Origin of the sequence: Mycolicibacterium tokaiense (assembly GCF_010725885.1) — a bacterium.
Classification (GTDB): domain Bacteria; phylum Actinomycetota; class Actinomycetes; order Mycobacteriales; family Mycobacteriaceae; genus Mycobacterium; species Mycobacterium tokaiense.
On sequence record NZ_AP022600.1, the window covers coordinates 6,009,774 to 6,033,801 of the forward strand.

25 protein-coding genes, 1 tRNA gene and 1 riboswitch are annotated in these 24,028 nt (G+C 68.2%); of the genes, 15 read left to right on the forward strand and 11 right to left on the reverse strand.

The annotated features are described in order from the left end of the window. From G6N58_RS28950 to G6N58_RS28965, 4 genes are all read right to left on the reverse strand, one after another. Complete coding sequence (locus tag G6N58_RS28950) at window positions 1–750, reverse strand: energy-coupling factor transporter transmembrane component T family protein (protein WP_115280477.1); 750 nt, start codon at window positions 748–750, stop codon at window positions 1–3. After that, on the reverse strand, window positions 743–2,179 hold the full coding sequence (locus G6N58_RS28955) for an ABC transporter ATP-binding protein (RefSeq protein ID WP_115280476.1): 1,437 nt from the start codon (window positions 2,177–2,179) through the stop codon (window positions 743–745). The genes G6N58_RS28950 and G6N58_RS28955 overlap by 8 nt, the downstream gene beginning before the upstream one ends. After that, complete coding sequence (locus tag G6N58_RS28960) at window positions 2,176–2,781, reverse strand: ECF transporter S component (RefSeq protein WP_115280475.1); 606 nt, start codon at window positions 2,779–2,781, stop codon at window positions 2,176–2,178. Before G6N58_RS28960 ends, G6N58_RS28955 begins: the two co-directional genes overlap by 4 nt. Then, window positions 2,780–2,891, reverse strand: a riboswitch (TPP riboswitch). Its footprint overlaps the gene before it by 2 nt. A gap of 34 nt (window positions 2,892–2,925) precedes the next feature. Continuing rightward, window positions 2,926–3,477, reverse strand: coding sequence for a nucleoside/nucleotide kinase family protein (locus G6N58_RS28965; RefSeq protein ID WP_115280474.1), 552 nt, complete (start codon window positions 3,475–3,477; stop codon window positions 2,926–2,928). Between the two features lie 110 nt (window positions 3,478–3,587). Between G6N58_RS28965 and G6N58_RS28970 the strand changes: the two genes are divergently transcribed. Both G6N58_RS28970 and G6N58_RS28975 read left to right on the forward strand, forming a co-directional pair. Further along, window positions 3,588–3,968 (forward strand): DUF6319 family protein, encoded by a 381-nt coding sequence (locus G6N58_RS28970; RefSeq protein WP_407664120.1) that lies wholly within the window; start codon window positions 3,588–3,590, stop codon window positions 3,966–3,968. Between the two features lie 65 nt (window positions 3,969–4,033). After that, window positions 4,034–5,476 (forward strand): diguanylate cyclase domain-containing protein, encoded by a 1,443-nt coding sequence (locus G6N58_RS28975; RefSeq protein ID WP_115280473.1) that lies wholly within the window; start codon window positions 4,034–4,036, stop codon window positions 5,474–5,476. Here the strand turns inward: G6N58_RS28975 and G6N58_RS28980 are convergent. The 3 genes from G6N58_RS28980 to G6N58_RS28990 all read right to left on the reverse strand — a co-directional run bounded on the left by G6N58_RS28980 (window position 5,474) and on the right by G6N58_RS28990 (window position 8,145). Beyond that, window positions 5,474–5,547: transfer RNA gene (locus G6N58_RS28980), tRNA-Ile, on the reverse strand. The genes G6N58_RS28975 and G6N58_RS28980 overlap by 3 nt on opposite strands. 136 nt (window positions 5,548–5,683) lie before the next feature. After that, window positions 5,684–7,090: an APC family permease gene (locus G6N58_RS28985; RefSeq protein ID WP_115280472.1), complete on the reverse strand. Its 1,407-nt coding sequence runs from the start codon at window positions 7,088–7,090 to the stop codon at window positions 5,684–5,686. Then, complete coding sequence (locus G6N58_RS28990) at window positions 7,087–8,145, reverse strand: DmpA family aminopeptidase (protein ID WP_115280471.1); 1,059 nt, start codon at window positions 8,143–8,145, stop codon at window positions 7,087–7,089. Before G6N58_RS28990 ends, G6N58_RS28985 begins: the two co-directional genes overlap by 4 nt. A gap of 111 nt (window positions 8,146–8,256) precedes the next feature. Here G6N58_RS28990 and G6N58_RS28995 point away from each other — a divergent pair, with 111 nt between their 5' ends. The 4 genes from G6N58_RS28995 to G6N58_RS29010 all read left to right on the forward strand — a co-directional run bounded on the left by G6N58_RS28995 (window position 8,257) and on the right by G6N58_RS29010 (window position 11,487). Next, window positions 8,257–8,868, forward strand: coding sequence for a TetR/AcrR family transcriptional regulator (locus G6N58_RS28995; protein WP_115280470.1), 612 nt, complete (start codon window positions 8,257–8,259; stop codon window positions 8,866–8,868). 159 nt (window positions 8,869–9,027) lie between these two features. Next, complete coding sequence (locus G6N58_RS29000; RefSeq protein ID WP_163908702.1) at window positions 9,028–9,420, forward strand: STAS domain-containing protein; 393 nt, start codon at window positions 9,028–9,030, stop codon at window positions 9,418–9,420. A gap of 186 nt (window positions 9,421–9,606) precedes the next feature. Next, on the forward strand, window positions 9,607–10,689 hold the full coding sequence (locus G6N58_RS29005; RefSeq protein ID WP_115280469.1) for a GGDEF domain-containing protein: 1,083 nt from the start codon (window positions 9,607–9,609) through the stop codon (window positions 10,687–10,689). Window positions 10,690–10,698: 9 nt separating this feature from the next. Continuing rightward, window positions 10,699–11,487, forward strand: coding sequence for an MBL fold metallo-hydrolase (locus G6N58_RS29010; protein ID WP_115281967.1), 789 nt, complete (start codon window positions 10,699–10,701; stop codon window positions 11,485–11,487). Here the strand turns inward: G6N58_RS29010 and G6N58_RS31140 are convergent. Then, window positions 11,434–12,324, reverse strand: a complete 891-nt coding sequence (locus G6N58_RS31140) for a LysR family transcriptional regulator (protein ID WP_115280468.1) — start codon at window positions 12,322–12,324, stop codon at window positions 11,434–11,436. The two genes, G6N58_RS29010 and G6N58_RS31140, sit on opposite strands and share 54 nt — an antisense overlap. A gap of 92 nt (window positions 12,325–12,416) precedes the next feature. Between G6N58_RS31140 and G6N58_RS29020 the strand changes: the two genes are divergently transcribed. Genes G6N58_RS29020 through G6N58_RS29030 form a run of 3 tightly spaced genes read left to right on the forward strand, consistent with a single transcriptional unit; the run spans window position 12,417 to window position 15,639 of the window. After that, window positions 12,417–13,127, forward strand: coding sequence for an SDR family NAD(P)-dependent oxidoreductase (locus G6N58_RS29020; RefSeq protein ID WP_115280467.1), 711 nt, complete (start codon window positions 12,417–12,419; stop codon window positions 13,125–13,127). Window positions 13,128–13,141: 14 nt separating this feature from the next. Further along, on the forward strand, window positions 13,142–14,614 hold the full coding sequence (locus tag G6N58_RS29025; RefSeq protein WP_232068051.1) for an MmgE/PrpD family protein: 1,473 nt from the start codon (window positions 13,142–13,144) through the stop codon (window positions 14,612–14,614). Beyond that, the gene (locus tag G6N58_RS29030; protein WP_115280465.1) at window positions 14,611–15,639 is read left to right on the forward strand and encodes an NAD(P)H-dependent flavin oxidoreductase; all 1,029 of its coding nucleotides are present in this window, start codon (window positions 14,611–14,613) and stop codon (window positions 15,637–15,639) included. Before G6N58_RS29025 ends, G6N58_RS29030 begins: the two co-directional genes overlap by 4 nt. Here the strand turns inward: G6N58_RS29030 and G6N58_RS29035 are convergent. Both G6N58_RS29035 and G6N58_RS29040 read right to left on the reverse strand, forming a co-directional pair. Next, a complete protein-coding gene (locus G6N58_RS29035) occupies window positions 15,628–16,020 on the reverse strand; it encodes a MerR family transcriptional regulator (protein WP_115280464.1) in 393 nt (130 codons plus the stop codon). The genes G6N58_RS29030 and G6N58_RS29035 overlap by 12 nt on opposite strands. Then, a complete protein-coding gene (locus G6N58_RS29040; protein WP_115280463.1) occupies window positions 16,017–17,483 on the reverse strand; it encodes a SulP family inorganic anion transporter in 1,467 nt (488 codons plus the stop codon). Before G6N58_RS29040 ends, G6N58_RS29035 begins: the two co-directional genes overlap by 4 nt. 183 nt (window positions 17,484–17,666) lie before the next feature. On the opposite strand from G6N58_RS29040, the gene G6N58_RS29045 reads away from it, so the two are divergent. From G6N58_RS29045 to G6N58_RS29070, 6 genes are all read left to right on the forward strand, one after another. Next, complete coding sequence (locus tag G6N58_RS29045) at window positions 17,667–17,885, forward strand: hypothetical protein (RefSeq protein ID WP_115280462.1); 219 nt, start codon at window positions 17,667–17,669, stop codon at window positions 17,883–17,885. Between the two features lie 40 nt (window positions 17,886–17,925). Further along, window positions 17,926–19,107, forward strand: coding sequence for a serine/threonine-protein kinase (locus G6N58_RS29050; RefSeq protein WP_115280461.1), 1,182 nt, complete (start codon window positions 17,926–17,928; stop codon window positions 19,105–19,107). Window positions 19,108–19,111: 4 nt separating this feature from the next. Continuing rightward, window positions 19,112–20,134 carry a threonine aldolase family protein gene (locus tag G6N58_RS29055; protein ID WP_115281966.1) on the forward strand — a complete coding sequence of 341 codons (1,023 nt, stop codon included), beginning with the start codon at window positions 19,112–19,114 and terminating at the stop codon, window positions 20,132–20,134. A gap of 92 nt (window positions 20,135–20,226) precedes the next feature. Continuing rightward, a complete protein-coding gene (locus G6N58_RS29060) occupies window positions 20,227–21,135 on the forward strand; it encodes a CE1 family esterase (protein ID WP_337769783.1) in 909 nt (302 codons plus the stop codon). A gap of 75 nt (window positions 21,136–21,210) precedes the next feature. Then, window positions 21,211–22,431, forward strand: a complete 1,221-nt coding sequence (locus G6N58_RS29065) for a S8 family peptidase (RefSeq protein ID WP_115280460.1) — start codon at window positions 21,211–21,213, stop codon at window positions 22,429–22,431. Window positions 22,432–22,442: 11 nt separating this feature from the next. Further along, window positions 22,443–23,321, forward strand: coding sequence for an alpha/beta hydrolase family protein (locus G6N58_RS29070; protein WP_115280459.1), 879 nt, complete (start codon window positions 22,443–22,445; stop codon window positions 23,319–23,321). Between the two features lie 10 nt (window positions 23,322–23,331). Here G6N58_RS29070 and G6N58_RS29075 read toward each other — a convergent pair whose 3' ends face one another. Continuing rightward, window positions 23,332–23,970: a TetR/AcrR family transcriptional regulator gene (locus tag G6N58_RS29075; protein WP_115280458.1), complete on the reverse strand. Its 639-nt coding sequence runs from the start codon at window positions 23,968–23,970 to the stop codon at window positions 23,332–23,334. Window positions 23,971–24,028 lie beyond the last annotated feature (58 nt).

Sequence of the window (24,028 nt, forward strand, 5' to 3'; positions counted from 1 at the left end):
TCAGGTGCCGACGAAGTCCCAGGTGCCGGCGAGCACGGCCACGGCAATGGAGCCGGCGCCGATCACCAGTCCGTAGCCGATGATCGCCCACTCCGCGCGGCCGAAGCGTGACGGCCTGGCCCAGGTGCGGGTGGGGTAGGCGCCGAAACCGCGGGCTTCCATGGCGGTGGCCAGCTTGGATCCGCGCCGCAGCGCGAAGACCAGCAGTGCGAATGCCTGCCCGAGGAAGCGCCGCACCCGGGCGTGGTCGGCCACGCCGCGGGCCCGCCGCGCGTACCCGAGGTATTGCCAGTCCTGGCGCAGCAGCCCGACCATGCGCAGCCCGGCCAGCGCGCCGATGACAAAGCGGGCCGGGAGTTTCAGGATCTGACCCAACCCGTCGGCCAACTCGGTGGGCTGGACGTCGAGGAACAGGAACACCGAGGGAAGCGCGATCGCCAGCACCCGCAGGAACATCGCCGCGGCCAGTTCGATCGAGCCGTCGCTGACGGTGATCAGCAGGAACTGCCAGTGCACGGTCCCGCGTGGCTCGCCGTAGAGCAGGTTGGTCACCGCGGTGAGCGCCGCTGCCACGGTGATCAAAGCGGCGCGAATGAGGAACGCCCGCAACGGCACCCGCATCGCCAGGAACAGCGGGATCTCCAACACCAACGCCGTCAGCGCCGACACCCAGTCCACGCTTAGCACCAGCGCCACCGCGATCACCCCGGCGGCCATCAGCCGGGCGACGGGATTGACGGCGCTAGACATCGATGCGCTCATCGGCCAGCAGGTCCACGAATTCGGCGTCGTGGGTGATTGTCACCACCGCGGTGCCCTCGTTGGCGATCTCGGCCAGCAGCAGGATCAGCTCGGCCCAGGTGCGGCGGTCCTGGCCGAAGGTCGGCTCATCCAGCACCACCAGGCCAGGGCGCGTCATCAGCACCGTGGCCACCGACAACCGGCGCTTCTCACCGCCGGAAAGGGTGTAGGGGCTGCGGTCAGCCACCCCCGTCAGCCGCAGCCGCTCCAGCAGATCGGTGCTGCGCGCGTCGATCTCGGCCTCGGGCATTTTCAGCGCCCGCGGGCCGAGGGCCACCTCGTCGCGCACCGTCGGCGCCAGGAACTGGTGCTCGGGGTCCTGGAAGACGCTGGTGATCCGGGTGAGCAGTTCCCGGGACCGCCAGCGAATGGGGTTGCGACGCTTGGGTGTCGGCGCGAAGTCCACCGCAGCCTCCACCGCACCCCCTCGCGGCGGCAACAACCCACCCAGCGTCAGGGCCAACGTCGACTTGCCGGAGCCGTTCGGGCCCGTCACCGCCAGCACCCGACCGGGGGTGATGTCCAGATCCAGGGTCAGCAGGTCGGTGCGGTAGCCGACGGTCAGATCCCGCGCCGACAGAATGGGTTCGGCGCTGGTGTGCGTGCGGGACACTGCGGGAGCCGGTGCGCCCGGCACCCAGATGCCGGACTCCACCAGGTGGGTGTGCTCCCGTTCGATGGTCTGCTCGGGCGGTCCGTCGGCGATCACCTCTCCCCCGGCGCTGAGCACGATCACCCGGTCCACCACCGGCAACCAGACCTCGGTGCGGTGCTCCACCACCACGACGGTGGCCCCGGTCAGCTCAGCCGCCGCCGTCACCGCGTCGCGGACTTCCAGCACCCCGGCGGGATCAAGGTTGGCGGTGGGCTCATCGAGCAGGATCAGCCCGGGCCGCATCGCCAGCACACCGGCCAGGGCCAGGCGTTGCTTCTGCCCGCCCGAGAGCTGCGCCGTGTCGTGCTGCAGTGGCAGCGTCAACCCCACCGACTGCAGCGCGACTTCGACCCGCGGCCAGATCTCGGCGCGGGGAACACCGAAATTCTCCATGCCGAATGCGACGTCGTCGCCGACGCGGGACAGGATCACCTGAGAGTCCGGGTCCTGCAACACCATCCCGATGCGGGAGCGTTGCGCGGTGGGTGGCGCTCCGTCGACCAGTAGCCGGCCGGCGGCATGGCCTTCCTCGGCGCCGCCCAGCACACCGGCCAGGCCGTGCAGCAGGGTCGACTTGCCCGACCCGGAGGGGCCGAGCAGCAGCACCCGCTGACCGGCATCGATGGTCAGATCGAGTTCGCTGATGGCCCAACGCTGTTGGTCAGCATGACGCCAACCCCACTGCTGTGCTGTGACTTCGGCTCCGCCCGAAGCCGGCGTCACCGCGCGGTCGCGGTCCGGCCGGAGGCAAACCGGCTCAGCGCACCGGTTTTGGCCAGGCCGCGGACCACGAACCAGGACAGCACGCCCGCGATCAGAGCGCCGGAGATCATGGCCGACCCGGTGTAGATGACGGCAAACGCCGTGGTGGAACCCGGGTAGTAGAGGAAGAGTTCGTTGATGCCGAGCGCGAGACCGGCTGCCACACCGGCCAATACGGCCACCGGCAGGTTCCAGCGGCGGTAGAGGAAGATGGCGAAGATGAGCTCAGCGCCGAGCCCCTGCACCAGGCCGGACTCGATGGTGAGCACCCCCCACTGGTTGCCGACCAGTGCCGAGACGGTGGCCGCCACCAGCTCGCCGTAGAGCGCGGCGCCGGGCTTGCGGATCACCAGCGCAGTCAGCACCCCGGCGAACAGCCAGCCTCCGCCCAGGAGACCCTGCAGCCCGGGCAGCAGCGCGCTGAGCGGTTCGGAGATGGGGTTGTAGGCCACGTTCCAGAACACGAACACCAGGCCGGAGGCCACCGCGAGCACACTGGCCACGACGATGTCGACGACACGCCAGCGCAGCGCCGAGGGTTGCGTGATGGTCTGTTGGTCCATGAGGACTCCTTCATCTCCCTACGCCGGCATTACCCGGTCAGGTTCGTACGGTCGACGGCCGTCCAGCCGTCCTCTCAGCGCACTCGGTGTGCACTCCCGTGTGGTTTTGCGTTTCCCACGCTAGCCCAGGACGAGCGGTGCTCGCTACACCGGGTCGACCCGGACCCGTCCGTCGCCGCCGTCGGTGACCACGAAGTCGGCGCGGTCGCGCGGATCGAATTCGGCGATCAGCGCGTCCTCCTGGCGCGCCCAGCGGTCCCAGTGCGGTCGGAAGGTGTCGCCGTCGCGCTGCAACGCCCGCTCTTTGCGGACCCCATCGGGTACCTCGACCCAGATCCTCACGTCGGCCAGCTCGGCGTTGCCGCCGGACAGCGCGCCCACGCCTTCCACGATCAGGCGCTCGGCGTCGACGGTGCGCCATTCTGCCGGGCGGTCAGCGGTCCAGTCCCAGCGTCGCCACCGCGCCACCCGCCCCGCCGAGCGGGGTGCCAGCAGTTCGCTGTGCAGGTGCTCGACGGCGGCGGCCAGGCCGTCCCAGCCGGGGTAGATGTCCTCCAAACGCACCACGGCGCTGCCGGCCCAGCGTCCCTGCAACTCGTCGGCCAGCGTCGTCTTGCCCGCTCCGGAGCGTCCGTCGATCAGGACCGTGGTGGCGCCGGTGGTGTGCAGCAGCCAGGCCAGGTCATCGAGAGTCATCCGCGAGAGTCCTTGTCGGCGAGTCCACTTCCCTGCGTGTCGAACATCTGTTCTAATGGCTCCCGCTCGCCGGTCCGCCGTCTGCGGGCAACCCAGAGAAGGAGTTCACCGTGACGATCACAGTAGACAATCCGACCATCATCGACGTTCCCGAGCCCGCAGTACCCGCGACGGACACCCCCGTCGTCGCCGAGGAGAAGCCCAAGAAGCGGGCCGGCCGCAAGACCAAAACGCTCGAGCTCACCCTCACGGTCACCGGTACCGCCGACGGCGAATGGCACGCCGACCTCAAGCAGGGCAGTACCTTCCTGGCGCGCAATCTCGCCGTCGCTGCCGCAGCCGTGTCGCGCGCGGCCAGAGAATTGCATGACGACCTGTCCGGCCCCATCGACGAGGTGATCGAAGAGGCGCGTTCGCAGCAGGCTGCCAAGGTGGCCGCGCTGGAGGCTGAGTTGGCCGCCGCCAAGCTGGCGCTGGCCGAGTTGGACTGACCTCCTAAGGGACCACGGCGCGGCACCCTAATATTGACCGACACGTCGGGAGTGGGGTGAGGTCAATGCTGCGCTTCGCGACGCCGCTGGTGGTCTTTCCCGTGCTCTACGCGCTGTCGGTGCTGGTCGGACGCGCCACCCGACTGGGCGGCGGCGAAGTTGCGCTGGTGTGGCCCGCGGCGGCGGTCGGCGTCATCTGGCTGCTGTCGACCCGGCGCGCACCTCGGTGGGAGCGCCTGCTGCATCTCGGTCTCCTTGCTGCCGTGGCGTTGATCATGAACGTGGCCACGGGTGGATCGTGGTCTCTTGCTCTGTGGTTCAGCCTGGTCAACGTCGTCCTGTCGGTGATCACCGTCGAGATGCTGGCGTTCGGCCGCGACGAGGTGGCACTCCGGGATCCCGCCGACTTCGCCCGTCTGATCGTGGCGGTGGGCACAGGTACGGTGTGCGCCGCAGTATTGGCGACGGGGTACTTCGTCGTCGCCCTCGATGCGCCCCTGTGGGAGACGTTCGCGCTGTTCGCGGTGCGCAACGGGGCGACCGCGCTGCTGGGGCTGTCGGTCTGGCTGGTGTGGCGGCACCGGCCTCCGCGGCAGATGCGTTTCGGCATGACGTCGATCGGCGAAGCGGTACTGGTGGCCGGCGGCCTGACGTTCGTCTTCTTCTGGACGTTCTGGCTGAATTTCACAGTCCCGACGGCATTCCTGACCCTGGTGCCGGCCATGTGGGTCGCGCTGCGCTACAGCACCACGATCAGCACGGCCTTCCTGCTGGCCGCGGGCGTGTGGATCATCTACGCCACGCTCGCGAACCGAGGCTTCCCGGTGACCGACATGCATATCCGGGCACTGCTGGCGCAGGCCGTGATCTGCAGCCTGAATCTGGTGGTCCTGACCCTGTCGCTGTACCGCGACTCGCGGACCCGCCTGATCGCCGAGCTGGAACAGGCCCGCGATCGGGCCGACCACCTGGCCACCCACGACCCGCTGACCGGGCTGGCCAACCGCGCTCTGTTCACCGAGCGGCTGGAGCACGCCCTGGCCCAGGCGCAGGACGGGGCCTCGAACGGGTTGGGCCTGATCTTCCTCGACCTGGACGGCTTCAAAGCCGTCAACGACACCTGGGGTCACGTCGAAGGTGACGAGGTGCTCCTGGAGGTCGCGAAGCGGGTCGAGACGGCGATCCAGCACACCGACACCGCGGCCCGCCTCGGCGGCGACGAGTTCGCGGTGCTGCGCCCCGGAACCGCCGACGTGGCGCAATTGGAGGTGCTCGCCGAGTATCTGCGCACCGAACTCCGCCGGCCGATCCCCCTGCGCGTCGGCGTTGTCTGCGACCGACTGTCGGTCAGTGTGGGTGTGGTGACCTCGCGTACCAACTGTGATGTCGAGGTGCTGCTACGGCGCGCGGATGCCTTGATGTACCACGCCAAGCGGAATGGGAAAGACTGCGTCGTCAGCATCGATGCGTCGTCGGAAGTGGGCACAGGAGAAGAAACTCCGGCGTAGGGCGGGCGGGGCTCGAACCCGCGACCAAGGGATTATGAGTCCCCGGCTCTAACCAACTGAGCTACCGCCCCCAGGCGCGTCTGCGCGGCCGTAATCTTCGCATGCGGCCACACCGCATTCCACAGCGCGCCCGGGTCGAGACTGCGGTGACGCCCGCCCTGGGGTGCCGAACATGGGCGTCACCGCAGTCTCTAGCGGGTGGTGAGGTCAGGACGAGATCGACGTCGACGGCTTCCACGCCAGCGCGCCGATGACCAGGCCGAGGAACGGGATGGCCGCCAGCACCGTGCTCAACCCGACGCTGCCGCCGGTGACCAGGGTGAAGTTCGACAGCACCAGCCACAGGCAGCCCAGCAGTCCGAGCACGGCCAGCCCGGGCGCGATGCGGGTCTGCCACACCCCCGACACCCGGTCCTTGTTGCGCAGGAAGAACACCAGCACGGCCACCGAGGTGGTGAGCATCAGGATGACCATGCCGACGGTGGCGACACCGGCCATCGAGCCGAACACCCCGACCAGCGGGTCGATGCCCAGCACGGCCAGGATCGCGACGATGATGGCCGCGGTGATGGTCTGCACCACAGAGGAGAACGCCGGTGACTCGTGCCCGTCGTGCACGGCCGCCAACCGCGACGGCAGCAGGCCCTTGCGCGACAGCACGAACTGATAGCGGGCGATCACGTTGTGGAAGGACAGCACGCAGGCGAACAGGCTGGTCAGCAGCAGCACGTTGACGATGTCGCGGCCGATGGTCCCGAGCATGGTCTCGGTGGTGTCCAGCAGCATGTTGCCCTCACCGTCGAGAGTCTGGTTGGCCACCGCCGTGACGTTGTCGGGACCGATGGCGACGACGAAGGCCCACACCGTGATCGCGTAGAAGGCACCGATGATGATCACCGCGGCGTAGGTGGCGATGGGGATGGTGCGCTCGGGGTCGCGCGCCTCGTCGCGGAACACCGCGGTCGCTTCGAAGCCGATGAACCCGGTGAGCGCGAACAGGATTGCGATGCCAATGGTGCCTTGGGTGAACACCGAGGGACTGAAGGACGCGAGGGTGACGCCGGCCGGCCCGGGGTTGGTCACCATCACCAGATCCAGCACCACAACGATGCCGATCTCCAGGGCCAGCGCCAGGCCCAGCACCTTGGCGCTCAGGTCGATGTGTCGGTAGCCCAGCACCGCGACAATCGCGAGAATCACGAAAGAGTAAATGGGCCAGGGCAATTGCGGGCCGCCGTAGAACTGCACCGTGTCGCCGATGGCCCAGCCGATGTAGCCGTAGATGCCGATCTGGATGGCGGTGTAAGCGATCAGGGCCACCACGGCCACACCTTTGCCCAGCCGTTGGCCGAGGCCCAGGGTGACGTAGGAGAAGAAGGCGCCGGCCTCGGGTACATACGGAGTCATGGTCACGAAGCCGACGCTGAACACCAGCAGCACCAGGGCGGCGATGACGAAGCCGACCGGGGCGCCGGCGCCGTTGCCCAGCCCCATGGCCAGCGGCATGTTGCCGCCGATCACAGTCAGCGGGGCGGCGGCGGCCACCACCATGAAGACGATTCCGATGGGGCCCAGGTGCCCGTTGAGACGCCGCCCTTCGGTCTGAGTTGTCATGCGGTCTCCTGGAATTGAGCGGTGAGTTGGGCGTGGTCGATGGCGTGCACGGTGTAGCCGCGGTAGCCGGTGACGGTCCGGGCAGCCACCATGGCGTTGACGATCGCCTCTTCGGTGGCCTCGATGGTGAGGTCGAACAAGTGGTCCATCAGGTGCGGGGCGACCATGCGAACGGGCACCTCGGGCGCGAGCGACTCGCCGTCGGTGACCATGCCGTAGGGCGGGATGCCCCAGTTGCCGGTGGAGAAGGCCAGCATGAGATCGCCGCTGTGCTGCTCACCGGTGCCGCCGAGGCGTCCGACCGCGAGGGCGGATCGCTGCGCCAGCCGACGACACTGGTGCGGCAGCAGGGGCGCATCGGTGGCGACGATGACGATGATGGAGCCCGAACCGGGTTGGTAACCCGGCGGGTGCGCCGGCAAGGGTACGTCGGGCTGGGTGGCGGCGCGGCCGTTGATCCGAAGTCGTTCGCGGCGGCCGTGATTGGCCTGCACCAGCACCCCGACGGTGTAGCGGCGCTGCCGCGACGCAGTGCCGATGCCGCCCTTGAACTCATGGCAGATCATTCCGGTGCCGCCGCCGACGTTGCCTTCGGCCACCGGGCCGTCGGTGGCGCCGTTCAGCGCAGCCCGCACGTGCTCGGCGGTGACGTGAAAGCCGTTGATGTCGTTGAGGAATCCGTCATAGGTCTCCCCTACCGCCGGCAGTGACCAGTACGCACCGTCACCGCGCGCTCGCACCTGCTCGGCCACCAGCGCGTCGCGCACCACGCCGACGCTGTGGGTGTTGGTCAGCCCGATCGCGGTGGTGAGTTCTCCGGACTCGCGGATCCATTCCAGGCCGGTCAGTTCACCGCTGCCGTTGAGGACGTGCGCACCGGCGAACACCGGTTCGGTCCAGATGTCGTCATGGGGAACCACGACGGTGACACCAGTGTGTACGTCGCCGTCGTCGAGGGTGGTGTGGCCGACGCGGACGCCGGGCACGTCGGTGATGGCGTTGTTGGGTCCGGTGGGGTGTTCCCCGATGACCACGCCGAGATCTCTGGCACGCATTGGTTTCTTCTCGTTCAGGAGTTATTTTCCTAATTGGAAAAGAACTATGCGCCCGAGTGAGCGGGGACGCAACAGGAACGGCAAAATCAGTGGGGGCGGAAAGGAGAACGCGTGGCACGGCCCAACCGGCAGCAAGAACGCCGCGGCGAGATCCTCGACGCCGCGATCGCCTTGATCGAGCGCCATGACCTGGCCACATTGAAGCTGGCCGACGTGGCCGGCGAACTGGGGCTGACCACCAACGCGGTGCGGTACTACTTCAAGGACATGCCGGCACTGCTGTCGGAGTTGGCGCTGCGCTCCGACGTCCGCTTCTACGACGCCCGGCTGGAACTGGGCAACCAGACCGACGATCTACGCACGCAGCTGGCCCTGACCATCGCGGCCGGCCTCCCCACCGGCCCCGAAGACGCCGAGTGGCGGGCCATCTGGCGCGCAGTGCTGGCCGCGGGCTTCGAACTGGACCAGCGCGCCGACGTGCAGGGCATCTATCACCGTCAGGTGGACCTTTACACCGATCTGCTGACCACCGGCGCCGCCACGTCCGCCTTCACGCTGCAGTCGCCGGCGCGCGATATCGCCATGACGTTGATGGCCATGGAGGACTACTTCGGCTACCGCATCGTGGCCCGCGATCCTCAGGTCAGCCGAGGGCACGCGCTACGGCTGATGCGCCAATACGCTGAATTGGCAACAGGAACCTCTCTACCTGCACTGACCTGAGCGGCGGGCACCCGCAGATCACGGCAAAACGCCGTTCGGCAGTGGACTGGTCTCCCTACTGACGCGTAACATGGTTGTTATCACGCGCTCTTGCTTGCCTGGTTCAGCTCAAAGCCCCGCGAGTGCACGCGCCGACATCAACGGCTGCGAGGCATCTTCATGTTTTCGAACCCAGACCCCCCTATCGATCTCAGTCACTGCGTCATCGAGGACCACTGGTTCGGCCAAACAGTGGTCGTCACCTGTCGAGGTGTGCTCGACATGCTCACCGCACCCGTGCTGGAACGGCACCTCGTCGAGACGGTCGAGGGGCATCCATCAGCGGTGGTCATCGACCTGACCGGCGTGGATTTCCTGGCCTCCCACGGCATGAGTGTGTTGATTGCCAGCTACGACCGGGTGTCCGACCGCCTTCCCTTGTGTGTGGTGGCGGACGGACCGATCAGCCGGCCGCTGAAACTCGTGGGCTTCGACGAACTCATGCCGATGTACGCCCGGCTGGATCAGGCGCTGCAGCAGGTGCAGTCCGACACCCGGCAGGCGTTCGCCTGACGGGTCTCCGGCAAACTCGACCGGAACATCGCTGAATTGTCGCGCAGAGGCAGGCGCAAACACCGTTTCCCGCTTTCGGCGACAGATGGGGCACGTGATTCGCGCCCCTCATCTGGTGGTACACCGGTTGCGCCCTGACTACCATTCGTGGTGCCTGCCCCTCAAGCCCGTCGTCGGAGGTCCCCGATGAGCGCCGATCCAGCCCCGGTCGTGCCCGTCCTACCCCCAGTTGAGTTCACCGACGCCGATTACCTGCGCGGTATGGAACGCCTGCTGCAGGCAGTCCAAGAGCTTTCGCTGGCGCGCAGCATCGGCGACATCCAGCTCATCGTGCGCACCGCCGCGCGGGAACTGACGGGGTGTGACGGCGCGACGTTCGTCCTGCGCGACAACGGTAAGTGCTTCTATGCCGACGAGGACGCCATCGCTCCCCTGTGGAAGGGCAGCCGCTTCCCGATGGAGATCTGCATCAGCGGCTGGGCGATGTTCAACAAAGCGGCCGCGGTGATTCCCGACATCTACCTCGACGCCCGCATCCCCCACGAGGCCTACCGCCCCACCTTCGTCAAGAGCCTGGTGATGGTTCCGATCCGCCAGCTCGACCCGGTGGGCGCCATCGGCAACTACTGGGCGCACCAACGGCAGCCCTCCGCTCCGGAGGTGTCGCTGCTGCAGGCCCTGGCCGACGCAACGTCCATCGCCATGGAGAACGTCCGTGTCTACGGCGAGCTGGAGCAGCGGGTCAGCGAGCGCACCGCCGAGCTGGAGCGGGCCTACGAAGAAATTCGCGAGCTGTCCATCACCGACGAGCTGACCCAGCTGTACAACCGCCGAGGGTTCTTCCTGTTGGCCGAACCCACGCTGGAAGCCATCCGCCGAGACCACCGCGACTGCGTTCTGGGCTTCATCGACGTCGACGGCCTCAAACAGATCAACGACGCACGAGGCCACGCCGTCGGCGACGCCCTGATCGCCGATACCGCCCACATCCTCAAGTCGACGGTGCGCCCGTCGGACATCCTCGCCCGTCTCGGCGGTGACGAGTTCTGCGTCCTGATCACCGACCCGTACGCCGATCCCACCGCCGTGCGTCGGCAACTGCTGGATGCGGTGGCCCTGTTCAACGAAGCCGAGGTGCGGCCCTACGAGCTCTCGGTCAGCGTGGGTCTGATGCTGGTGCGCGCCGACGACATCGACGACATCGACGGCCTGCTCAACCGGGCTGACGAACTGATGTATCTGGAGAAGAAGGCACGCCTGTCCGGTTGAATGAGGGGCATGGCCACCCCGATCACCGCAGACCGGCACCGCTTCGGAATCGGCGTGGTGGGCGGCCCCACGGTGGTGGTCGATTACGCGGGCGTCCGTTTCGTCACCGATCCCACCTTCGACCCGCCATGCGACTTCGGCGCCATGACGAAGCTGAAAGGTCCCGCCGTCGCAGCCGAGGACATCGGCGAGGTGGACGCGGTACTGCTGAGCCACGACGACCACAAAGACAACCTCGACGAGGCCGGACGGGCCTTCGCCGCGGCCGCGCCGCGCCTGCTCACCGGCCCTGGTGCGGCTGCCCGGCTCGGGGGTAACGCCGTAGGGCTGGACACCTGGGAGGCCGCGACCATCGGCGCGGTGACGGTGACGGCGCTGCCCGCGGTGCACGGCCCGCTGGACGGCACCCGTGACGCCTCCGGTCACGTCAACGCCGAGGTCACCGGTTTCCTGTTGCAGGCCAACAACTTTCCCTCCGTGTACATCAGCGGTGACAATGCATCGCTGAAACCCGTGGCTCAGATCGCGCGACGGTTCCCGGACATCGAAGTGGCCGTGCTGTTCGCCGGGGCGTCCCGACTGCCCGCCAAGAACCAGGGCAGGCCGCTGACGCTCACCGGCCCGCGCGCTGCCGACGTCACCGCCGTGCTGAACGTGCCGCGAGTGGTGATCGCGCATATCGAAGGGTGGTCGGTCTACAGCGAGACCATCGACGACGTCCGGACGGGGTTCGACGAAGCCGGTCTATCGGATCGGCTGGTCCCCGCCGAGTCCGGGGTGTGGGCGCTGACCGGCTAACGCCGCGACCACCGCGCGCACGGCGGGCCGGGCCTCGTCACGACGCGAGACCAACAGCCACGGCCAGAACGGCTGCGGATCCACCACAGGCCGGCGCACCACGCCCGCGGGCCACACCACGTTCTGCTCCTTCGGGGAGTTCAGCACCGGCCGGCGTAGCCGCCGCACGTGGGCGATGAACGCTGCGCCGGTGATACCGCCGTCATCGATGCGTTCGACGCGGGCGCCGGTCTGGCCGGCGAACTCCTCGGCGTAGCGGTTCCACGATTCCCAGCTGCCGAGGTCGGCGTCCACCAGTACCACCGTGTCGCGGGCCGCCACGGCGGACGAATCCTCGCCCACCGCAACGGCATACAACAGATCCGAACCGATCACCGTGCCCTCGAGGCCCAGCGCGGACAGATCCTCGGGCGCAGCCCAGCAGATCGCCACGTCCAGCGTCCCGTCGGCCACCCGCGCGGCCTGAGCGTGCGACGGCAGCACCCAGGTGTCCACCCGCAGCGCCGCCACACCGGCAGTCCGCTCGGCCAGATCGGCGGGACGCCAACTCACGTAACCGAGGCGAACCGGGTGAGTGTCGGCCAGACCGCGGGCCCGCTGGTGCAGCCGGTCCGCACGGTCCACCACCTCCCGGACCTCGGGCAGCAGCGCCGCGCCGGCCGCCGTCAACGTGACCACCCGCCGGTTTCGGTCGAACAGCCGCACCTGAAGATCGCGTTCCAACGCCTTGATCTGCTGGGACAGCGACGGCCCGGCGATGCGCAGCCGTGCGGCGGCCCGGCCGAAGTTCAGTTCCTCGGCAACGGCCACGAAATACCGCAGCTGACGCAGCTCCACCGGCAGAAGTCTAGGAGCCACAGCCTCCCAGCAGCGAGGAAACCGGTCGTATCCAGCAGGAAGTCTGCCGGCTCAGAATCGTTTCACCGACCATGAACACCTCAACTCCCGTCGCCGTCATCACCGGCGCCTCCCGGGGTATCGGCGCAGCGCTGGTACCCGTTTACCGCGCACTCGGTTACGGCGTCGTCGCCGTGGCCCGCACCATCGCCGACAGCACCGACCCCGACGTGCTGACCGTCGGCGCCGACATCGGCGCACCCGGCGCCGGCGACCGGATCGTCGCGGCCGCGCTGCACCGCTTCGGCCGTATCGACACCGTGGTCAACAACGCGGGGATCTTCGTGGCCAAACCGTTCACCGAGTACACCGACGCCGATTACGACGCTGTCCTCGGCGTGAATGTGCGGGGGTTCTTCGAACTCACCCGCGCCGCCATGCCGACCCTGCTCCACGGTGGGCGTGGTCACGTCGTCACGATCTCGACAACCCTTGTCGAGCATGCCAATTCCGTACTCCCATCGGTGCTGGCCTCATTGAGCAAAGGGGGCGTGACAGCCGCCACCCGGTCGCTGGCCATCGAATACGCCGGTCGAGGGGTGCGCGCGAACGCCGTCGCACTCGGCGTCATCGACACCCCCATGCACGCACCCGAGACCCACGAGGCACTGGCCGCCCTGCATCCGGTCGGACGCCTGGGCGAGATCAGCGACGTGGTGGACGCGGTGCGCTACCTCGAAACCGCCCCGTTCGTCACCGGCGAAATCCTGCACGTCGACGGCGGCCAGAGCGCCGGACACTAGAAAGGACCACGATCATGGCACTTCTACAGTCCCATCCGAACGACCCCGGAGCCGCCGGCGGTAAGTACCGCACCGACTCTCTGCTCACTACCGCTGTATCCGTGGATGACCGTCGAGGTCATCCGATGAAGCTCGACGACCTCGCCGAATTCGTCGTCCAGGCGCAATCCGCTGACATCGGCCACCCGGAGTTGCTGCGCCGCAACCTGCTCGACAGCGTGGCCTGCGCCATCGCGGCGCTGGGCGGCGAGACTCTGGGGCGACTGCGCGACCAGATCGACATCGTGGGAGGTACGCCGCGGGCGACGCTGATCGGCGGCGGTCGTACGTCAGTGGACCAAGCCGCCCTGTACAACTCCGTCGCGGTGCGCTCGGCCGACCTGCTGGACACCTACCTCACCCCGGGTGGCCTGTGCCATCCCGCAGACAACATCGGTGCGCTGCTGGCCGTTGCTGACAGTGTGAGAGCCGGCGGGGCGGACTTCCTGCTCGCCATGGCACTGGCCTACGAGGTACAGTGCCGCTTCTCGGCGGCGGTGCCGGTGATGGCGCGCGGGCTCAATCACGCCCTGCAGCTGGCCATCTCGGTGGCCGCCGGAGCCGCGCGGCTCTACGGTCTGGATGCGGGGCAGACAGCGAATGCCATCGCGATGGCCGCCGCCGACAACGTGTCACTGGCGGCCATCCACTCCGAGCCGGTGTCGAACTGGAAAGGCATCTCCCCCGGGATCACCGCCCAGCGCGCCGTCTACGCCACCGGCTTGGCCCGCCTCGGTGTCACCGGGCCGCGCGGACTCTTCGAGGGCCCCAACGGGTTGGAACAGCTCTTCGGCCAGACCATCGATCTGCGGCTCGACGATCGCAGCCTGAATGTGGTGGAGCAGACCCACCTCAAGCAGTTCAGCGCGCTGATCCACGGGCAGGCCCCGATCGAGACGATACTGACCCTGGCCGACGGCGTGCACCCCGACGACGTGGACCGGATGGAGGTGGCCGTGTTCCAGACCGCCTACGACATCGCCGGCGGCGGCACCTTCGGCCCCAAGGACACACCGCGCACCAAGGAGCAGGCGGACTACAACCTGAAATATCTTCTGGCGGTCGCGCTGTTGGACGGTCATGTGGGCCCGGACCAACTGCGAACCGAACGCGTGGTGCAAGCCGACGTGCAGAGCTTGTTGCGCCGCATCACTGTTCATCCCGATGACCAGCTGACCGCGGCGTATCCGCGGGCCACGCCGGTGCGCATCGATCTGTGGTTGAGCGACGGGCAACACCTCAGCCGCGCGCAGGATGATTTTCACGGCGCTGCCACCCGGCCCTTCGACTGGGCGCGTACCGTCGAGAAGTTCCACTGGCTGGCCGAGCGGCACGCCGAGCGGGACCTGCGCGACACCATCATCAACACCGTGGCCGGAGTGGTACACACACCGATCTCGGCGTTGACCGATCTCCTGACGCACGTTCACCTCGAGGAGCAACGATGACCTCACTTCTGACCAACCTGGGTCTGGACATCCCGGTGATCGCCGCCCCGATGGCGGGCGGGGCAACCACCCCGGCCATGGTGATCGCGGCCGCCGACGCCGGCGGCGTCGGGTTCGTCCCGGCGGGCTACAAGGCCATCGACGCGTTGCAGGCCGACATCACCGCTGTGCGCCAAGCCTCGGTTCCGTTCGGCGTCAACGTGTTCGCGCCCAACCCGGTGCCCATCAGCCCCGCCGACTACCGGGCGTACGCCGCGCAGGTCCAGCGGGAGGCCGACCGCTTCGGCGTGACGTTGCCTGCCGAACCGAAAGACGACGACGATGCCTGGGCCGCCAAGATCGACCTGCTGCTCTCGGACCCGGTGCCCGTGGTGAGCTTCACCTTCGGTCTGCCCGATACCGCGACCATCAGCGCTCTGCAGAAGCAGGGCACGGTGGTCATCCAGACCGTCACCACGGCCGAGGAGGCCCGCGTGGCAGCCTCGGCGGGCGTCGACCTGCTCGCCGTGCAGGCCAGCGTGGCCGGCGGGCACTCGGGCACGCTGACGCCCTCCGGTCCGCCGACCGAGGTCCCCATCGGCGAACTGATCACCCAGGTGACCCACGCCGTCGACACCCCCGTGATCGCGGCGGGCGGCATCACGTCGTCGGCAGCGGTGGCCGCCGCGCTGCACTCCGGAGCCTCGGCTGTGGCTGTCGGAACACTGCTGCTACTGGCCGACGAAAGCGGAGCCTCGGCCACCCATCAAGCGGCGCTGCAGGATCCGGCCCGCACCGAGACGGTGCTGACGCGGGCATTCACCGGGCGCCCGGCCCGCGGACTGCGCAACAGCTTCATCGACACCTTCGAAAGCCACGCGCCGCTGGGTTATCCCGCGATCCATCATCTGACCAGCCCGCTGCGCAAGGCCGCGGCCGCTGCCGGCGTGGCCGATGACGTGCACCTGTGGGCGGGTACCGGCTATCGACAGGCCCGCCGCGCTCCCACCGCAGCCATTCTCACGGCACTGACGTCAGCTCTCTGAGCCGTACGCGGCCAGCTGCTGGGTCAGCTCCTGCGCGTAAGCCAGTTGCTGGGTCAGCGTTACGCACGCCTCCTGCGCGCGGGTGTGGCACACCGCGAGAAACGCCCTGGCCTGCGCGCGTTCGGCGTCGCTGTACGACGGGTCGGCCAAGGTGTCGAGTGCACCCAGCAGATCCCGCATCTCGTCGAGGCTGAAACCCAGCGGCTTCATCCTGCGGATGGCGATCAACCGGGCGACGTCATCGGCAGTGTAGAGCCGGAAGCCGCCGCCCGAACGCGCCGACGGCCGCACCAGACCCACATCGTCGTAGTGCCGAATCGTTTTGACGGACAGCTCGGTTCGCGTGGCGACCTCGCCGATCTGCAGAAGCTCGTCGCTCACGATTCGCCTCCCAGGGCGCCGCTGAGCCGTGCGTGCCGCTGGGCGCTGTTGTCGTTCATGCCGATGATGGTCACGGTCTTGCCCTTGGCAGCGTATTTGGTGGTGATCGCATCCAGGGTGGCGACGGTGGACGCATCCCAGATGTGCGCGGCAGACACGTCGATGACGATGTCGTCGGGGTCATCGGAGTAGTCGAACTGGTAGATGAGGTCATTGCTGGAGGCGAAGAACAACTCGCCGGTGACAACGTAGTGCCGCACGCCATCGGCGGTGTGCGCCTCGACGGCGGTGAAATGTGCCACGCGCCGGGCGAACAACACCATGGCCGCCAAGGTTCCGACGGCGACCCCGTAGGCGAGATTGTCGGTCGCAACGGTGACCGCGACGGTGCACACCATGACGAACGTCTCGCTCTTGGGCATGCGCCGCAACGTTTTCGGATTCGCACTGTGCCAGTCGAACGTCGCCACCGACACCATGATCATCACCGCGACCAGCGCGGCCATCGGTATCTGGGCCACCAGATCGCCCAGGCCCACCACCAGCGCCAGCAGGAACGCACCGGCCAAGAACGTCGAGATCCGCGTGCGGGCGCCACTGACCTTCACATTGATCATGGTCTGCCCGATCATGGCGCAACCACCCATCCCACCGAAGAAACCCGTGACCACATTGGCCACGCCTTGGCCGACGGCTTCGCGGGACTTGTTGGAGTGGGTGTCGGTGATGTCGTCGACCAACTTGGCCGTCATCAACGACTCGAGCAGACCCACCACGGCCATGGTGAGCGCGTACGGGGCGATGATGCGCAGGGTCTCCAGGGTGAACGGGACGTCCGGAATGAGCAGCGCAGGCAGGCTCGACGGCAGCTCACCCTCGTCACCGACATCGGGCACGGACCAACCCAAGACCAGCGTGGCGGCCGTCAGGACCACAATGGCGACCAGCGGCGCTGGGACCGCCGTGGTGAGTTTGGGCAACAGCACGATCACCGCGATGGCGAATGCCACCATCGGATAGACCAGCCACGGGACGCCCAGCAGGTGCGGGATCTGCGCGACGAAGATCAAGATGGCCAGCGCGTTGACGAAGCCGACCATGACGCTGCGCGGGACGAAGCGCATGAGTTTGGCCACGCCGAGTCCACCCAGGACCAACTGGAGCACCCCGGCCAGGATGACCGTCGCGATCAGATAATCCAGGCCGTGATCACGCACCAGAGGCGCGATCACCAACGCCACCGCACCGGTGGCCGCGGAGATCATGGCAGGACGGCCACCGACGATGGCGATGGTGACGGCCATGGTGAACGAGGCGAACAGTCCCACCCGCGGATCCACCCCGGCGATGATGGAAAACGAGATGGCCTCGGGTATCAGCGCCAAGGCCACCACCAGCCCCGCCAGGACCTCGGTGCGGAGCCGTTTCGGCGAACGCAGCGCCGTGAGGACAGTGTCGGACAAGCAAACTCCTCGAGTGGATTGTGGGCACGATGGCCGGGCCTCGAAACTCTAACCCTCCGGGAGGGTTAGAGTGCAAATCCTGGTCGGTAACGCCGCGCTGGGCGCGGTCGATGAACCAAGAGGTCAACATTCGCGTGGCCGGTCTGACACAGACCGGTTCGCCACAAGAGAGGAGACCCCTTGATGAAGAAGACACTGGTCACCGCCGCTCTCACCGGCGCGTTGGGCGCCGCAGCCCTCGGATTCGGGGCGGGCAGCGCTGCAGCACACCCGGATCCCTGGGTTCCCCTGCCCCCTCCGGGACAGGTCGCCAAATGGGTGGGTGTTCCCCCGGGTCAGATCGGGCAGGTCGTCGGCGTCCCCCCGGGACACTGGGACAAGCCCTGGAAATGGCTGAAGTAAGGACCACCTCCGTTTACGCAGACGCCGAGGCGGCAATCACATGGCCGTGAATGAGCAGGACCTGCTCGCTGGCCGTTACCGACTCTGCGGCCCGCTGGGACACGGCGGCATGGCCGAAGTGCACGACGGCTGGGACGAGCGCCTGGGCCGCTCCGTGGCGGTCAAGTTGCTGCATGCCGCCCTGGTCACCCAGCCCGACGTGCGCGGCCGCTTCGAAAGCGAAGCCCGCGCCGCCGCCCCACTGGCACACCCCAACATCGTGGCCATCTACGACTATGGCGAACACGAGGGCGCACCGTTCATCGTGATGGAACGGCTGCCCGGCCAGACGCTGGCCGACGTCATGGAACGCGGACCGATGCCGCCCGACCTGGTGCGGCGGATGCTCGACGAGGTGCTCTCGGCGCTGGACACCGCGCACGCGGCCGGCGTCCTGCACCGCGACATCAAGCCCGCCAACATCCTGGTCTCCCGAGGCGGCGACAGCCTCAAGGTCGCCGACTTCGGCATAGCCAAAACCGGCGGCGCCGCGCACACGATGACCGGCCAGATCATCGGCACCATGGCCTACATGAGTCCCGCCCGGATCTCCGGGGCGCCGGCCTCGGTGTCCGACGACCTGTACGCGGTGGGGCTGATGGGGTTCGAGGCTCTCGCGGGCCGATACGCCTTCCCGCACGACAACCCGGCCGTGCTGGCCCGCGCCATCCTGGACACCGCACCGCCGCCGGCACACACGGTGGGCGCTGATCCCGCACTGGCGGCCGCCATCGACGGCGCGATCGCCGGCCGGTTCAACAGCGCCGCCCAGATGCGCGCCGCGCTTGCCGGTCAGCCGGTGGGGACCCGGCCCGCCACCCGACTGCTCGCGGAACCGCTGCCCCCGGAGGCCACCCAGATGCTGGCCGCGCCGCCGCGCCGGCGGCTGGCTCCCAGGACCCGCAAATCTTTGGCTGCAGCCGGTATCACCACTGCGTTCGTGGTGTCGGCGCTGGCTTTCACCCTGGACACCGGTGACAGCACCCCGGCACCGGAACCGGTCAGCACCAGCACCCCCTTGCCCACCCCGTCAGCACCCGTCGTCCCTCCGGCCGCGGTGACGCCCGTCAGCGAACCGGCGCCGGTGACCCAGGCGCCGGCACCGCCCAAAAAATCCGGGCCGGGCGGCGGGCCGGGGAACAAGGGCAACCAGGGGCACGGACAGGGCAAGAAGCCCAACTGACATGATGGCGGGGGTGAATGCCTCCGCCGCCTTCGCTTCCGACAACGCCGCGCCCGCCCACCCGGCGGTGCTGGAGGCGGTGATCGCCGCGAACCAGGATCCGGCGATGTCCTACGGCAGCGACGACATCACCAGCCGCGCCGCCGCACTGATCCGGGAGACCTTCGACTCCCCCCACGCCGAGGTGCTGTTTGCGCTCACCGGCACCGGAGCCAACGTGATCGCCCTGACCGCCGCTACCCGGCCGTGGCACGCCATCCTGTGCAGCGATATCGCGCACTCCCTGGTGGACGAGGCCGGCGGCCCGGTGCGACTGTCGGGCGCCATGCTGACCGTGCTGCCCAGCGACGACGGCCTGATCGACCCCGCGGCGCTGGCCGCACACGCGGCCCGCCGGGGTTCGGTCCACCATTCCCAGCCCAGCATCGTCACCATCACCCAGTCCACCGAGAACGGCCGCCTCTGGCGCGCCGACGCGATCAAGGAATTCGTCGACGAGGCCCACCACCAGGGTCTGCTGGTGCATGTCGACGGTGCCCGCATCGCCAATGCGGTTGCCGCGCTGGGCGTCTCCCCCCTGGAGGCAATGGGCGACGCCGACATCGTGACCGTCGGCGGCACCAAGAACGGCCTGCTGTTCGGTGACGCCATCCTGGTGCGCAGGCCCGAGCGCTTCGACGGGATCCGCTTCGTGCACAAGCAGATCGGTCACCTACCCAGCAAACACCGCTTCGTGTCGGCGCAGTTCGAGGCCCTGTTCACCGCCGGCCGCTGGCTGGAACTGGCCGCCCACGCGAACACCATGGCTGCGCGGCTCGCCGCCGGTTTCGTCGAGCGCGGCCTGACCCTGGCCAGCCCCACCGAGGCCAACGAGGTGTTTGTTCTTCTGGAGCCCGAGCTGCATGCCCGGGTGGCGGCACGCTTCGCCGTCCACGCACCCGATCCGCAGCGCCCGGTGTACCGCTTCGTGTGCTCCTGGGCGACCACCGATCGGGAGGTCGATGCGGTGCTCGACCTGCTCCGGTAACGCCGGCACCGGTTCGGGCGAATCTTCTGCGGAAGGCGGTGTCAGCAATTAGCGTCACGGAACGTGTGCCACGGCGGCGTGGGGGAAACGGTGTGAGACTGCATTCGATAGCCAGTAGCGCGGGCGCGCTGGCGGCTGCCCTGTGCATCTTTGCCGCCCCGGCGGTGGCCGAGCCGTTCCCGGGCGCCCACATCGACTTCGGCGGCCTGCCCCGTACCTACGTCCTGCATGTCCCGCCGGGACCGGTCAACGGGCTGGTGATCAACCTGCATGCCGGCGGCCACACCGGCGCGTCCCAACAGGCGCTGACCCACTTCGACGGCATCGCCGACGCGCACGGTTTTGTGGTCGCCTACCCCGACGGCATCGATTTCAGCTGGGCCGACGGCCGGGGTGCCTCGGTCCCGGACCGCCAGGGCGTCGACGACGTGGGCTTCATCTCGGCGTTGGTCAATCAACTGGTCACCCAATTCAACATCGACCCCAACCGCGTGTACGCGACCGGGCTGTCGGCCGGCGCCTTCATGGCCAACCGGCTGGCCTGCGAGCGTGCCGACATCTTCGCCGCCATTGCACCCGTCGACGGCACCCTGGGCACCAACTATGCGTGCGCGCCGTCCGAGCCCGTCGCCGTGATGGCCACCCACGGCACCGCCGACCCGGTGGTGCCGTTCAACGGCGGGCCCATGCTGGGTCGCGGCGGGGTAGCACCGTCGTGCCCGCACCGGCCATGGCCGACGTATGGCGCAACCTCAACGGGTGCGGTGCGCCCACCGAGGTGCCGCTGCCCGATGCGGGTGACGGCATGCGTTCGTTCCGGATCAGCTCAGGCTGCGCCGACGACGCCTCGGTGGTGTTCACCCGCGTCGACGGCGGCGGCCACACCTGGCCGGGCGCACCCACCGTGCTCCCGGTGCAGCAGGTGGGTGCCACCACCCGCGCCTTCGACGCCTCGGTGGACGCCGGCAATTTCTTCGCCACGCACTGGCGCTGACGGGTAGTCCACTACGCGTGTGACGCCGCGCCCCGGCGGAGATGCTCGACGCACCACACCACGTCGAGACCGAGGGGCAACGATGACCGGCGTACTTTCACGATCCCTGCACCAGAACACCGTGATCCTGCGGACCCCGGGAGCCGCCGCACGGCGCAATCCGAACGACGGTCCCGGCGCCAGCGTCTTCGAAGCACTGACGCCCCCGGCCGACATCACCGTCGACGTCGAGGAGCAACTCGATCGCCAGACACTGCACACCATCCTCAACGATCCGACAGTGGTCAGCTTCGCACCGGCGATGCCGATCACACTGGTGCAGCCGCTGGAGGCAACCCCCGGGTTCAGCGATGACGCCGCCGTGACCTGGGGCGTGGAAGCGGTGGGGGCCACGAGCTCACCGTTCACCGGCCACGGCGTCACGGTGGCCGTCCTGGATACCGGCATCGACGCCGGACACCCCGCCTTTGCCGGAATCGAGTTGGTGCAAAAGGATTTCACCGGATCCGGTAGCGCCCACGACACTCAAGGTCACGGCACCCACTGCGCAGGAACAATTTTCGGCCGCGACGTCGACGGCGTACGCATCGGGGTGGCCCGCGGTGTACAACGGGCCCTGATCGGCAAGGTGCTGGGCCCCGGAGGTGGTGGCAGCGACACCCTGTGCGAGGCCATCACCTGGGCCGCCGACCAGGGCGCCAACGTGATCTCGATGTCCTTGGGTATCGACTTCCCGGGCTGGGTCGAGGAACTGGTGGCGCACAACGGTTTCAGCATTCCGGTAGCCACTTCCATCGCACTGGAGCAGTACCGGGCCAACATCCGGCTGTTCGAACAGCTGTCCAACCTGCTGGGTGCCCGCGCGTCGTTCGCTCAGACGGTGGTGGTGGTCGCAGCCTCGGGGAACGAAAGCGGCCGTAACCAGAACCCGCCGTACGAGATCAACGTGGCCCCGCCCGCCGCTTCCACCGGGGTGCTGGCCGTCGCAGCGCTGGGCAAAGGAACGGGTGGTTTGCAGATCGCGCCGTTCTCCAACACCCGCGCCACCATCGCCGGCCCCGGGGTCGATGTGGTGAGCGCCAAGGTGGGCGGCGGAACCCGCCCGCTCAGCGGCACCAGCATGGCCACCCCGCACGTTGCCGGCGTGGCGGCGTTGTGGGCGGAGAAGCTCACCGCCGCCGGGCAACTCAGCCCGGTGTTCCTGCAGTCCAAGCTCGTCGGCTCGGCGACCATGACCGGCCTGGCGCCGGGCACGGACTCACTCGATGTGGGCACCGGCCTGGTGCAGGCTCCGACGAACTGAGGCGGGACGCCATGACCACCCCCACCGTCGTCTACATCCACGGGATCGGCGACAAGCCTGCCGCCGAGGATGTGAAGCAGGAATGGGATCTCGCGTTGTTCGGCAATCCCATGGGCACGCAGACCCGCATGGCGTACTGGGCGCACCTGCGGGTTCCCGATGCAGGCGAATTCGAGGCCTTGCCGGCCGCAGCGGAGTCCCCCGAACAGTTCATCGAGGCGACATTGAGCGAGATCGCCTCGCAAACAGGTGTTCTCGAGAGCCTACAGACCTCACCGCTGGCACCGTGGCTACGCGACATGACCTATGCCGCCGACGCGGTGGCCGACGGCGAGAGCCTGGCCGAATCACAGTTCGAGGTGCTGCCGCTGCCCGCACCGTTACGCAAGGCAGCGTTCCGGGCTCTGGTCAAGGTCGCGCTCAAGGACGTCCACGCGTATTTCTTCGGCGGCCGCGGGCCCGCCATCAGGGCGGCACTGCAGCAGGTACTCGACGACATCGGCGGGCCCGTGATCGTCATCGGCCACAGCCTCGGGTCGGTGGTGGCCTACGACGTGCTGAGCAACCCGGTCAACCAGGACCGTACGGTGCCGCTGTTCGTCACGCTGGGTTCACCGCTGGCCGTCACCGAGATCCAGGACCTGGTGGTGACACCGCTGAAGGTGCCGGATCCCGTTGCAGCGTGGCGCAATTGTTGCGACGCGCGTGATGTGGTGGCGCTGGACAAGACCATCCGGGGCGAGTACGACCCCGCCGCGATGTGCACGGACGTGCTGGTGGTCAACGACACCGACAATCATCACGGCATCGGGCCGTACCTGCGGGCGGCGGTCGTCCGCGAGGCGGTGACGGCGGCTCTCGGCGCCACTGCGACCACCCAGCGGCGGTGAGCAACGCAGCCTACCCGGCGATGCCGCGCAGGATCAGATCGACACCGGCGAGGAACTGCTCGCGATCATCGTGGTCCGGAAACCGACCGGCGATCTGGTGCACGAAGGGATAATCCAGCGGATCGTTGCTGGTCCATTGCGCGGCAACGGTTTTCAGAAACGTGGAGCGATCCGGTTCCGGCGCGCGCAAGCGGAGCGCGGAGGCGTACTGGGCGGCAAGCCCGAGGATGAACCCGATGAGCGCTGCGGCGCTGTTGAATTGGGATTCCTCCGCGACACCCATCGCCTGGATCTGGCGGCCCACCCGCTCGAAGATCTGCACCATGGCCGGCTGCCACGGTTCCTGCGCCAATTGTGCACCCACCCAGGGGTGGGCGTCGATGGCGTCGAAGACCGCGGAGGCGATGGCGCGGACGGTGTCACGGGGATCCCCCGCGGCGTGCACGGCCCCGAGCGTACGGCCGATCACGTCCTGGGTCGCGGCGGCCAACAGGTCGTTCTTGTTCGTCACGTGCCAGTAGATGGCCCCGCTGCCGGTCGACAGGCGGGCCGCGAGCGCGCGGAAGGTCAGGGCGTCGGCGCCGTCGGCATCGAGGATGGCGACGGCAGTCTCGACCAACAGTTCCTTGGACAGTCGCGCCGGTGGCATAGGCCATTTTGACACATCTGGAATGCTGTTCCAGACTGACTGGAACGATGTTCCAGTG